The 12,160-nt window shown below is 71.5% G+C and carries 8 protein-coding genes; 5 read left to right on the top strand and 3 right to left on the bottom strand.

Features of this window, described 5'->3' with window-relative positions:
- Positions 1–66: 66 nt before the first annotated feature.
- Genes BCF44_RS27880 through BCF44_RS27870 form a run of 3 tightly spaced genes read right to left on the bottom strand, consistent with a single transcriptional unit; the run spans position 67 to position 4,957 of the window.
- A complete protein-coding gene (locus BCF44_RS27880; RefSeq protein ID WP_116177379.1) occupies positions 67–1,425 on the bottom strand; it encodes an MFS transporter in 1,359 nt (452 codons plus the stop codon).
- Positions 1,422–2,888 carry an FAD-dependent oxidoreductase gene (locus BCF44_RS27875; protein ID WP_116177705.1) on the bottom strand — a complete coding sequence of 489 codons (1,467 nt, stop codon included), beginning with the start codon at positions 2,886–2,888 and terminating at the stop codon, positions 1,422–1,424. The genes BCF44_RS27880 and BCF44_RS27875 overlap by 4 nt, the downstream gene beginning before the upstream one ends.
- Positions 2,885–4,957, bottom strand: coding sequence for a molybdopterin oxidoreductase family protein (locus BCF44_RS27870; protein ID WP_116177378.1), 2,073 nt, complete (start codon positions 4,955–4,957; stop codon positions 2,885–2,887). The genes BCF44_RS27875 and BCF44_RS27870 overlap by 4 nt, the downstream gene beginning before the upstream one ends.
- 435 nt (positions 4,958–5,392) lie before the next feature.
- Between BCF44_RS27870 and BCF44_RS27865 the strand changes: the two genes are divergently transcribed.
- Genes BCF44_RS27865 through BCF44_RS27845 form a run of 5 tightly spaced genes read left to right on the top strand, consistent with a single transcriptional unit; the run spans position 5,393 to position 12,109 of the window.
- On the top strand, positions 5,393–7,807 hold the full coding sequence (locus BCF44_RS27865) for a sensor histidine kinase (protein ID WP_246015627.1): 2,415 nt from the start codon (positions 5,393–5,395) through the stop codon (positions 7,805–7,807).
- Entirely contained in the window at positions 7,804–8,232 is a 429-nt protein-coding gene (locus BCF44_RS27860) for a roadblock/LC7 domain-containing protein (protein ID WP_116177377.1), read from the top strand. The genes BCF44_RS27865 and BCF44_RS27860 overlap by 4 nt, the downstream gene beginning before the upstream one ends.
- Entirely contained in the window at positions 8,229–8,657 is a 429-nt protein-coding gene (locus BCF44_RS27855) for a DUF742 domain-containing protein (RefSeq protein ID WP_116177376.1), read from the top strand. Before BCF44_RS27860 ends, BCF44_RS27855 begins: the two co-directional genes overlap by 4 nt.
- Positions 8,641–9,234 carry a GTP-binding protein gene (locus BCF44_RS27850; protein ID WP_116177375.1) on the top strand — a complete coding sequence of 198 codons (594 nt, stop codon included), beginning with the start codon at positions 8,641–8,643 and terminating at the stop codon, positions 9,232–9,234. The genes BCF44_RS27855 and BCF44_RS27850 overlap by 17 nt, the downstream gene beginning before the upstream one ends.
- Before the next feature lie 13 nt (positions 9,235–9,247).
- The gene (locus BCF44_RS27845; RefSeq protein ID WP_116177374.1) at positions 9,248–12,109 is read left to right on the top strand and encodes an AfsR/SARP family transcriptional regulator; all 2,862 of its coding nucleotides are present in this window, start codon (positions 9,248–9,250) and stop codon (positions 12,107–12,109) included.
- The last annotated feature ends 51 nt before the right edge of the window (positions 12,110–12,160 follow it).

The raw sequence follows: 12,160 nt of genomic DNA, 5'->3' as shown, positions 1-12,160 counted from the left end.
TCGCGGGCTCGACTGAGTGCAGGCTGTGAGCGGAGCGGTGCTACCTGGGAACTGTGTGTGAGAACGCTAGACGTTCGCGGTGGCCAGGCTGGGCGCCGAGGCGAAGCTGCGCCGCAGGTAGAACCACCAGGTGATGGCGAAGCACAGCACGTAGAACACAATGAAGCCGTAGAAGGCGTTGTCGGCGGCCTTGGTGGCGGCCACCGAGCTGGCGATGATCCGGGTCACGAAGAACCCGCCGAACGCGCCGATCGCCGACACGATGCCGATCGCCGCGGCCGCCTCGCGCTTGCCCTTGCGCACGGCCTCGGCGGCGTCCGCGCCCTCGGCGGTCTCGCGCTTGGCCTGTGCCACGAAGATCGCCGGGATCATCCGGTACGTGGAGCCGTTGCCGACGCCGGCCGTCACGAACAGCACCAGGAACGCGCCGAAGAACAGGCCGAAGCTGCCGGACCGCTCGCCGGCCACGACCACCGCGGCGGCCACGCCCATCAGCACGAAGTTCCACAGCGTGACCCGGCTGCCGCCGACCTTGTCGGCCAGCCAGCCGCCGGTCGGCCGCGCGAGCGACCCGACCAGAGCGCCCAGCCACGCGAAGTACGTGCCGTGCACGGTGGGGAACTGCGTCTGGATCAGCAGCGGCAGCGCCGCCGAGAAGCCGATGAACGAGCCGAAGGTACCGATGTACAGGAAGGACATCACCCACGTCTGGGACCGCTTGACCGCCGCGGCCTGGGCCGGGAAGTCGGACTTGGCGGTGGCCAGGTTGTCCTGGTACAGGGCCGAGCAGATCGCCGCCGCGATCACGAACGGCATGTAGAACAGGCCGGCGACCGCGAGCCCGACACCCGTCGTCGCGGAGATCACCAGCGGGATGACCAGCTGCACCACCGCGGCCCCGAGGTTACCGCCGGCGGCGTTCAGGCCGAGCGCGAACCCCTTGCGGCTCTCCGGGTAGAAGAACGAGATGTTGGTCATCGACGACGCGAAGTTGCCGCCGCCCACGCCCGCGGTGGCCGCCGCGAACAGGAAGAACCCGAAGCTGGCGTGCGTGCCGACGGCGACCGTGAGCAGCGCGCATGGGACCAGCAGCATCACCGAGCTGAAGATGGCCCAGTTGCGGCCGCCGAAGCGCGGCACCGCGAACGTGTAGGGCAGCCGAAGCGCGGCGCCGACCAGGTTGGGCAACGCGACCAGCCAGAACTTCTGGTCCACGGTGAAGGCGAAGCCGGCGGCGGGCAGCGACAGCACCACCACGCTCCAGATGCCCCAGAGCGAGAAGCCCAGGTGCTCGGAGAAGATGGAGAAGATCAGGTTGCGGTTGGCGATGCGGCGGCCGGTGGCCGCCCAGAACCCCTCGTCCTCGGGGTCCCACTGCTGGATCCAGGTGCGGCCGGCGCGGAGGGGTGCCTCGGTAGTGGTCATGTGTTGCAGCCCAACTTCTCGGGATCGGGATCGGGATCGGGATGGGGGTTCTGCTCGGCCAGCCGTTGCGACAGCGCGCTGACGGTGTCCCGACAGCTGCCGCAGCCGGTGCCGGCCTTGGTGGTGCTGACCAGGCAGTCGAACGACCGGGCGCCGTCGCGCCACGCGCCGAGCAGGCCGCCCAGGTCGACGGTGTTGCAGCGGCAGATCACCGTCGATGCCGGCAGCGCCGCCGGATCTGACGACGGTTCCCCGGCGGGCATGGCGCGGCCCAGCAGCAGCGCCATCCGGTCGGGCGGGGCGGGTGTGCCCCGGTCGTGCAGCTGCGTGACGGCGGCGGCCACGTCGGGCGCCCCCAGCACGATCGCGCCCGTGACCCGGTCGTCACGCAGCACGAGTTTGGTGTAGCGGCCGCGACTGGGGTCCTCCAGCCGGATGACCTCGGCGTCGGTGGTGTGCGGCTCCACGTGCACCTCGCCCATCGAGGCCAGGTCCACGCCGCGGGTCTTGAGCCGGGTCACCGATGCCGTGCCCCGGTAGCGGGCCTGCGGGTCCGCCCCGGTCAACAACTTGGCCAGCGCCGCCGCCTGCTCCCAGGCCGGCTGCACGAGGCCGCCGACGGTGCCGGGATGCCTTGTGCAGTCGCCGATCGCGTACACGTCGGGGGCGCTGGTGCGTAACGAGTCGTCGATGAGAATGCCGTGGTCCACGGCAACGCCGGCGGCCTCGGCGAGGGAGGTCTCGGGACGGGCGCCGGCGGACACCACCACCAGCTCGGCCGCGACCAGCGAGCCGTCGTCGAGCTGGAGACCCTTGCCCGGCAAGTAGTTCGTGGCCACCTGGCCGAGCCGGAACTCGAGGCCCATGGCGCCGAGCACCCGGGCCAGCACATGCCCGCCGGCCGGATCCAACTGCCGTTCCATGAGGTGGCTGACGGCGTGCACCACGGTCACCGCGCAGCCGCGACCGGCCAGGCCGCGGGCCGCCTCCAGCCCGAGCAGGCCGCCGCCGATCACGGCGACGGGCGTGTCGCGCGTGGCCAGGTCGACGATCTGGCGGCAGTCGTCGAGGTTGCGGAAGGCGACGACGCCGGGCGCGAGCGTGCCCTCGTCCGTGACCAGGCCGTCCGTCGGCGGAATCCACGAGTTGCTGCCGGTGGCCAGCACCAGCGCGTCGTAGTCCACAGTGGACTCATCGGTCAGGCGGATCCGGTGTGCGCCGGGATCGATCGCCGCGACGGCGACGCCGAGCCGGAGATCGATGCCGTTGTCGGCGGCCCAGTCCGGCGCGTGCAGCAGCACGCTCGCCGGGGCCATCGAGCCGGCGACCACGTTCGAGAGCAGGATCCGGTTGTACGCGGGGTGTTTCTCCGCGCCGATCACGGTGATCGACGCGCCCGAACCGCGCAGGTGGTCGGCGAGGCGGGCGCCGGCCATGCCGTATCCGACGATGGTGATCTTCATGCCGGCCCCAGCCGCACGGCGCACACCTTGAACTCGGGCATGCGGCTGGTCGGGTCGAGCGCCGGGTTGGTGATCAGGTTGGCGCGCTGCGCGCCGGGGAAGTGGAACGGCAGGAACACGGTGTCCGGCCGGATGGTCGGCACGTAGCGGGCCCGGGCGCGCACCGAGCCGCGCCGGGACGTCACGGTCGCCCACTGTCCATCCTGGACACCGAGGCGCAGGGCGGTGTCCGGGTGGACCTCGACGAACGCCTCGGGGCTGGCGTCCAGCAGTTCCGGCACGCGGCGGGTCTGCGCGCCGGACTGGTAGTGCTGGAGCACGCGTCCGGTGGTGGCGTGCAACGGGAACTCCGGATCCGGCGGCTCGGCCGGGCCGGTGTGCTCGACCGGCTGGAACCGGGCCCGGCCGTCGGGGTGGCCGAACCGATCCAGGAAAAGCCTTGGCGTGCCGGGATGATCGGCCGCGGGCACCGGCCAGTGCAGCGCCTCGCCGTCGCGCAGCCGGTCGTAGCTGATTCCCGAATAGTCGGCGGGACCGCCGGCGGAGGCGCGGCCGAGTTCGGCGAAAACGGTTTCCGGATCGGTCGGAAAACGCTCCTCCGGTTGGCCGAGTCGGATAGCCAGGCCGTTCAGCACATCGAGATCCGTACGCACGCCGTCGGGCGGCGTGACGGCCTTGCCGCGCAGCAGGATCCGGCCCTCGAGGTTGGTCATCGTGCCGCTTTCCTCGGCCCACTGGGTGACCGGGAAGACGACGTCCGCGACCGCCGCGGTTTCGGACAGTATGAAGTCGGCGGTGACCAGAAGTTCGAGGGAATCGAGCCGGTCGGCGATGTGGCCGGCGCGCGGCGCTGACACCACGAGATTGCTGCCGAACGTCAACAGCGCCTTCGGACCCCGTTCGGTTCCCAACGAATCCAGCAATTCGTACGCCGACGGGCCGGGCCCGGGCAGCTCCGCCGGATCGACACCCCAGACGCCGGCCACGTGTGCCCGTGCCGTCGGGTCGTCGATCTTGCGGTAGCCCGGCAGCTGATCGGCCTTCTGCCCGTGCTCCCGCCCGCCCTGACCATTGCCCTGCCCGGTCAGGCAGCCGAAGCCCGAGCCAGCGCGGCCGCACAGGCCCAGCGCGAGGCACAGGTTGATCCACGCGGACACCGTCGCGACGCCGGTGGCGTGCTGCTCGGTGCCCCGCGCGGTGAGCACGTATGCGTTGCGCGCCTTGGCCAGCAGCGCGACGGCCGCGCGCTGGTCGGCCGCCGGCACGCCGGTGATCCGCTCCACCCGCTCCGGCCACCAGGCCGCGGCGATCCGCCACACTTCGTCGAAACCCGTTGTGCGATCGGTGATGTAGCTGTGCTGGAGCAGCCCGTCGGCGACGACGGCGTGCAGCATTCCCAGTGCCAGCGCGAGATCCGTGCCGGGCGCGGGTTGCAGGTGCAGCGCGGCGGCCTCGGCCGTGGCCGTGCGGCGCGGGTCGACCACGATCAGGCCGCCCTTGTCCGCGGCCGGTCGCACGTGCCGCATGAACGGCGGCATGGTCTCGGCGACATTGGCCCCGACCAGCAGGATCGCGTCCGCGTCGGCGAGGTCGGCGACCGGGAACGGCAGCCCGCGGTCCACGCCGAACGCCTTGATGCCCGCCGCGGCCGCCGACGACATGCAGAACCGGCCGTTGTAGTCGATCTTCGACGTGCCCAGCGCGACCCGGGCGAACTTGCCCAGCAGGTAGGCCTTCTCGTTGGTCAGCCCGCCGCCGCCGAACACGCCGACCGCGTCCGGGCCGTGCCGGTCGCGCAGTTCGTGCAGGCGCAGGGCCACATAGTCCAGGGCCTCGGTCCAGCCGACCGGCCGCAGCGGCGCGTCGCGGCGCTCCCGCAGCAGCGGGGTGGTGAGCCGGCCGGGTGTGGTCAGCAGGCTCGCCGAGGTCCACCCTTTCTGACAGAGACCGCCGCGGTTGGTCGGGAAGTCTCGCGGCGAGACAGACCGGTCCTCGCTCACCGCCATGCCGCACTGGAGCGCGCAGTACGGGCAGTGGGTGGCGACCTCGACGCGGGCGTCGACAGGCATGTTCGACCTCCGGCGGGTGGACGAGGCTTCGGTGCTCCGAAGCCTCGCAGGCGGCGTGGGCGGGCACCGTGAATGCGGCGTAAAGGGCCTGTTCCGGCGTCCTCACAGGGGAAGTTTTGGCACGGTGCGGGGGTGTCCGGCAAATCCTGGATAGCGACGCTAGCATGGGCTCACAGTGAGACAAAAGGACCTGTGAGGCGCGCTGTGCGCACTCGAACAGCGGTGCTGGTGTCGAATTTTGCCATTCCCGTGACAGTTGACCGAACACTTGTCATTGAGTGTGTCATATCAGTCGCTGCTAGCCCGTTTGTCCTATTGACAGTGCTTGTGGGCGTATGAAACCTTCCCTGCACTGGGGCTGGGTGGCGCATTCACGACGGTGTGGGGGTGCCTTTTCCGCTCCCGTATGCACGTTTTTCGACGAAGGAGCACGTGGTGAGTGCACGGCACCGGCCGGCCGGCGGCGAGGCGGACGATCCCGGACCCGGCCCGCTGGCCACACTGGTCGCGCCCGGCACCATTCGCGGGCGGCTCGCTCGCATCCTCGTCCTCTCCCTGGCGCTGGTGCTCGCGCTGCTCGGCGTGACCATCGCCGGCCAGGTCGTCGGCTACCTGACCGCGGGCGACACCGTGAGCTCGGTCTCGCTGGCGCTGAAGGTCCAGGACTTCGTCCAGGAGGTGCAGCGCGAACGCGGTCTCACCAACGGCATGCTCGGCGGTGAGACCCGGTTCCAGCAGACGCTGCTGACCCAGCGGACGGCCACCGACAAGGCGCAGACGGCGCTGAACCAGGCCCTGGCCGACGACTCCGGGCCGGGCGTGTCCCAGGTGCGCGACGCGCTGGCCCACCTGTCCGGTCTGACCTCGACCCGGGAGAGCGTGGACGCCGGCCGGGCCGACCGCAGCGCGACCTTCCAGTACTACACCGAGGGAATCGCCGCCCTGAACGGCCTCCAGCTGGGGCTCGACCAGGCGCAGGACCCGCAGCTGCGACGCGGCTTGCAGGCGCTTTACGCGTTGGGCGACGCCAAGGAATACACCGGCCAGGAGCGAGGATTCCTCAACGGCGTGTTCGCGGCGGGCAAGTTCGGCGCCGGCGAGTACGTGCACTTCACCGAGATCCGCGCCAGCAAGCAGGCCGGCCTCACCGAGTACGCCCGCTACGCCACGCAGCCCCAGCAGGCGGCCCTCGACGCCGCGCTGCGCTCCGACAACGCCACCAAGGCCGCCGCGTCCGAGGCGATCGCCATCGCCTCCACCAAGGGGCCGGTCGACCCGCAGGTCGACCCGGTGACGTGGTGGAGCCAGATGACGTCGGTGATCGACGCCGAGCGCAAGGTGCAGCAGTCGGTCGGCGACGACCTGACCGCGCGGGCCCAGGACCTCCAGGGGCAGGCCGCCGCCGCGCTGATCGCGTACCTGGTGGTCGCGCTGCTCGCGGTCGCCGCCGAGGTGCTGCTGGTCATCACCAGCATCCGCTCGATCGTCCGGCCGCTGGCGGCGCTGGCCACCGAGGCCGACGACGTGGCGACGCGCCGGCTGCCCGCCTCGATCGCCGCCTGGCACCAGCCCGGCGAGGTCGAGCCGGAGCGGCCGCAGCCGGTGCGCACGCCGCCGAAGGCCGGCGCCGAGATCGCCTCCGTGGCGCAGGCGCTGGACCGGGTGCAGACCACGGCCTTCGAGCTGGCCTCCGAACAGGCCCTGGTGCGTCGCAACACCACGGAGTCGCTGGCCAACCTGGGCCGCCGCAACCAGAACCTGGTGCGCCGCCAGCTGACGTTCATCAGCGACTTCGAGCAGGAGGAGCTCGACCCGTCGGCGCTGGCCAACCTGTTCGAGCTGGACCACCTGGCCACCCGTATGCGACGCAACGCCGAGAGCCTGCTGGTGCTGGTCGGCGAGACCAGCCCGCGGCGCTGGGGCGAGCCGCTGTCGCTGTCCGACGTGATCCGCGCCGGCCTGTCCGAGGTCGAGGACTACCGCCGGGTGGTGCTGCGCCGGGTGGACGAGACCATGATCACCGGCGCGGTGGTCAGCGAGCTGGCGCACATGCTGGCCGAGCTGATCGAGAACGGCCTGGCCTTCTCGCCGCCGGACCTGGAGGTCGAGATCTACGGCCGGCGGCTGGCCACCGGCTACATGCTCGCGGTCGTCGACCACGGCGTCGGCATGACCAAGGAGCAGCTGGCCAAGGCCAACGCCCGGCTGCGCGGCGAGGAGGACTTCATCGTCGCGCCGACCCGCTTCCTCGGCCACTACGTGGTCGGCCGGCTCGCGCAGCGGCTCGGCATCGAGGTGGAGCTGACGGTGTCGCCGGTCAGCGGCATCGTGGCGCGGCTGCTGCTGCCGCCGGACCTGCTCGCCGAGGCGCCGTCGTCGCCGCAGCAACCGGCGCCGCCCCAGCTGGAGGTCCAACAGATGGAGGTCCGGCAGGCGGAGCCGCGTAGGCCCGAGGCGCGCCAGCCGGAGATCACCTGGCCGGCGGCGGAGCCGGAGGCGGCCGAACCCGTTGTGCGGCAACCACAACCGCCAGCGCCGGTGCGCACCCGGCAGGAGCGCCTCGCCAGCACACCCGCGGCGGTAGTCGCCGTGCCGGCCCAGCCCGCGGCCGAGTCCCGCGGCGACGTGCCCGTCCAGCGTACGAAGAACGGCCTGGTGAAACGGAATCGCGGCCGCGCCGAGGACACGTCCCGGCCGGCGGCGCCCAGCCGGCCGCCGACCGCGGTGGAGAACCGCTCGCCGGAGGAGGTCCGCTCCATGCTGTCCAGCTTCCGGACGGGCCACCAGCGTGGCGAGCGCGGACCGCTGCCAGCCCGAGTGAACACGCTTCCCGAGGAGGAGCACCGGTGACCGCCGAGGTGCAGCACGCCGACCCGCACACCTTCAACTGGCTGCTGGCCAACTTCGTCCGCGGCACCGACGGCGTCCGCGACGCGGTGGCGGTGTCCTCGGACGGGTTGCTGATCGCCATGTCGGAGGGGCTCGACCGGACTTCCGCGGACCGGCTGGCCGCGTTGGTGTCGGGGCTGTCGAGCCTGGCCAAGAGCGCTTCCCGCAACTACGACTTCGACGGCCTGAAGCTGATCATGATCGAGATGAAGCGGGGCTTCCTGCTGGTCTCGGCCATCGACGACGGCAGCTGCGTGGGCGTGATCGCGGACAGCAACTGCGACATCGGCCTGGTGGGCTACGAGATCGCGGTGCTGGCCGACCGGGCCGGCGTCCTGCTCACGCCGGCGCTGATCTCCGAGCTGAGAGAGACGCTGCGGCGATGAGCGACCAGCCGCGCATGCCGGACCCACGGATGATCCAGGTGAACCAGGCCCCGTCGTGGTTCTCGCCGAACACACCCACCCCGCCGGCGCCGGAGCCGGTGGCCGAGGAGCCGTTCGTGCGGCCGTTCATCGTCACCGGCGGCCGGACCCTGCCGCTCGACGAGCGGCTGCGGATCGAGACGCTCGTGGTGGCCAACGGCGCGGCGCTGTCGGCCCCGCTCCAGTTCGAGCCGGCGACCGTGGTGCGGATGTGCCAGCAGCCGCGCTCGGTCGCCGAGATCGGCGCGGCGCTGCGCGTGCCGCTCGGCGTGGCCCGGGTCGTGGTCGGCGACCTGCTGGCCGCCGGGCACGTGACCGTGCACCAGACCACCGACCTCAGCGTCGCCACCATCGAGAGGATCAGGGACCTTGTCCGGGCGCTCTGAACAGCAGCCGACGTCGGTGAAGATCGTGATCAGCGGGGGCTTCGGCGTCGGCAAGACCACGCTGATCGGGGCCATCTCGGAGATCGAGCCGCTGGTCACCGAGGCCGCCATGACCGAGAAGTCGGTCGGTGTGGACAATCCCGGGGCGTTGAGCGACAAGCACACCACCACTGTCGCGCTGGACTTCGGCCGCATCACGCTGGACTCGTCGCTGATCCTGTACCTGTTCGGCACGCCCGGCCAGGACCGGTTCGTGTTCCTGTGGGACGACCTGGTGGAGGGCGCGCTGGGCGCGGTCATCCTGGTCGACACCGGCCGGATCGAGGACTGCTACCCCGTGCTGGACTACTTCGAGCGCCGGGACACGCCGTTCATCGTGGCGGTCAACTACTTCCCCGGGCAGGAGCGGTTCGAGCTGGACGAGGTGCGCGAGGCGCTCGGCGTGGACGAGGCGGTCCCGGTGGTCGCCTGCGACGCCCGCGACCGCGAATCCGTCAAAGAGGTCCTGGTGGCCGTCATCGAACAGGTACTGTTGGCCCGGCTGACAGCTCCGCCCCAGGTCAGCGCCACACACTAAGGCAGGTGCGGCCGTGCGGTACGGGATCCTCGGACCACTGGAGGTCACCCGCACCGGCCACGGAGTCACGCCCAGCACGCCGCAGCAGCGCACGGTTCTCTCCCTGCTGCTGGCCCATGCCGGCCAGTGGGTTTCGCTGGGCACCATCGTCGACGAGCTGTGGCCGTCGCAGACGCCCCGCAGCGCGCGGGTGATCGTTCAGGTGGCGGTGTCCAAGCTGCGCAAGGTGTTGCCGGCGGACGCGATCCGCACCGGGCCGGCGGGCTATTTGTTGACACTTGACGGTTCCGAGTTCGACCAGTCCGAGTTCGTCGCCGAGGCCCGGCGCGGGCGCGAGCTGCTGGCCGCCGGCCGGCTGGGGCCGGCGCGGGAGCTGTTGGCGGCGGCACTGGGTCGGTGGCGCGGGGACGCGCTGCGGGACGTGGCGTGCGGGCCGGTGCTGGAGGCGCACGCGCGGTGGCTGGAGGAACTTCGATTATCCACTGTGGACAGCCGGGTGCGGATCGACCTCGCCGCCGGGCGCTGCCACGATGTGATCGCCGAGCTGACCGTGTTGCTGGCGCGCGATCCCGGCCAGGAGGTGCTCGCCGGTTCGCTGATGGTGGCGCTGCACATGGCCGGCCGTGCGGCCGAGGCGGCGGACGTGTTCGACCGGGTCGCCGCGCATCTCGACGCCGATCCGGGGCCGGTGTTGCGCCGGCTGGTGACCGACCCGTCGTCGTGGGAGCTGCCTCGGGCGGTGCTCCGGACCGCGCAGCTGCCGCCGGCGGTGCCGGACTTCGTGGGGCGCGCGGGGATTCGGTGTGACGGGCCGCTGACCGTCCTGTGTGGACCGTCCGGTATCGGGAAGACGGCGTTGGCCGTTCGGGTGGCGCAGGATCGTCGATGCGAGTTTCCGGACGGCCAGTTGTACGCCCAGCTGCGTGGCGTGGAGACCGCCGAGGTGCTGGCATCCTTTCTTTCCTCCCTTGGCTGTGAGGTGCCGGCCGGGTTGTTGGAACGCCAGCAGCTGTTCCGCAGCGTGACCGCCGATCGCCGGATTCTTGTCGTGCTGGACGATGCGTCGTGCGAGGCGGAGGTTCGGCCGCTGCTGCCGGGCGGTGGCGGTTGTACGGTCCTCGTGACGTCCCGGTCGCGGCTGTCGGGTCTTGAGGGTGCGGCTGTCGTCGAGGTTGGCGAGCTGTCCGAGGCCGAGGCGGTGGAGCTCCTGTCCGCGGTCGGCGGTGCGGATCGTGTGGCGGCGGAACCGGATGCGGCCCGGCAGTTGGTGCGGTTGTGCGGGTATCTGCCGCTGGCGGTACGGGTCGCCGGGGCGAAGCTGGCGTCGACCAAGTACCTGCTGGTGGGGGAGTTGGTCACGCGGATCGCCGACGAGCGTCGCCGGCTGGCGGAGTTGCGGGTCGGCGACCTGGACGTGCGGGCCGGCGTCGAGGTCGGCTACCGGTCGTGCGATCCGTTGCAGCGCAAGCTGCTGCGATTACTCGGCTGGTTCGACTCCGTGGACCTGCCGGAGTGGGCGCTGTCGACGCTGCTCGGCGTCGACGCCTCGGAGGCATTGGCAGGCCTGGTCGAGGCCCAGCTGGTGGCGGTCGTCGGGCGGGATCGCCTGGGGCAGCTCAGGTATCGGCCGCACGAGCTGATCCGGGTCTTCGGCTACGAGCGGTTGCTCGCCGAGGAACCCGCCCGTGAAGTGGCGCTGGACCGGCTCCTGTTGTCCTATTTGGATGTTTCGACGCGAGCCGACCGCAAGCTGCCGGTCGGACGGTTTCCCGTTGCGCCGGCGGAGAAAGTTGCGGATCCGGCGGTCGTCCGGCGCGCGGAGGCCGATCCGCTGGGCTGGCGGGCGGCGGAGTCCGCGGTGCTGCACTGCCTGGTCGGGTTGGCGCACCGGCTCGGGCGGTGGGCGCTGGCCGGGCGGCTCGCCGAGGTGTGCGCGGCCCGCCCCGGCGACCGGCGGATCGAGGTCATCGGCCTGGTTTCGGCCCGGCACACCGGGGATCGCCGCGCCGAGGCCGTCAGCCTGTGCCGGCTCGGCGACCTGCACTGGGAATCGAACGGTCGGGCGGCCAGGGCGCGCGTCTACTACGACATGGCGTGCCGGATCTTCACCGGTCTCGATGACCACTCCGGGCTTGGTCGTGCGCTGGCTGCCCGGGCGGACATCGACGTCGAACGCGGCGACATCGAGCGTGCCCAGGTCGCGTTGCAGAACGGCCTGAGCATGCTGCGCGAGGTCGACGACCAGGCCGGTCAGGCGGATGTGTTGCGGCAGCTGGGAACCCTGCTCGCCGACCGCGACCACCCCGTCGAGGCGACCCGGTGCTTCGAGGACAGCCTCCGGCTCGCGCGGGGGCTCGGCGACCGCCGGCGTGAGGCGTACGCCGGCAAGCAGCTGGCGGATGTGTTGCGGCGCAATGGTGATCTCGACCGTGCCGGCGCGCTGCTGGAGGCCGCGCTGGCTGCCAGCGTCCGGCTCGCGGACCGGCACTGGGAGGCGCACGTGCTGCGCAGCCTGGGTGAACTGTCCGGTGCCGAGGACAAGCTGACCCGCTCCCTGGAGATGTTCCAGGAAGCCGGCCACGAGCACGCGAGCGGATATGCCTTGCGATCGTTGGGGGAATGGAACCGGCGGCGCGGCCGGGACGACCGGGCCGACGCGCTGCTCACCGCCAGCCTCGCGGTGTTCGACGGCATCGACGACCGGCGCGGCCGCGCGTACGCGTTGCTGGGCCTGGGACAACTCCGCCACCACGCCGGCGATGCCACCGCCGGCCGCCGCGCCGTCCGGGAATCCCTGCGCCTCTTCGCCGCCCTCGGCTTCACCCACTGGCAATCCGAAGCCCGCCGCACCCTCCGTCACCTGACCCCCGCCTGAACCCCCGCGAGTCACGCTCACAGACACACCGAATGTCGGTTTCAGGCAGAA

It is taken from the genome of Kutzneria buriramensis (assembly GCF_003387475.1).
Lineage (GTDB): Bacteria > Actinomycetota > Actinomycetes > Mycobacteriales > Pseudonocardiaceae > Kutzneria > Kutzneria buriramensis.
This window is presented reverse-complemented; position numbering and strand designations above follow the sequence as displayed.

What these genes read in the sequence shown, in the direction of transcription:
- BCF44_RS27870 (WP_116177378.1), bottom strand. Translation starts at nt 4,957, where the DNA reads ATGCCTGTCGACGCCCGCGTCGAGGTCGCCACCCACTGCCCGTACTGC.
- BCF44_RS27855 (WP_116177376.1), top strand. Translation starts at nt 8,229, where the DNA reads ATGAGCGACCAGCCGCGCATGCCGGACCCACGGATGATCCAGGTGAAC.
- BCF44_RS27880 (WP_116177379.1), bottom strand. Translation starts at nt 1,425, where the DNA reads ATGACCACTACCGAGGCACCCCTCCGCGCCGGCCGCACCTGGATCCAG.
- BCF44_RS27875 (WP_116177705.1), bottom strand. Translation starts at nt 2,888, where the DNA reads ATGAAGATCACCATCGTCGGATACGGCATGGCCGGCGCCCGCCTCGCC.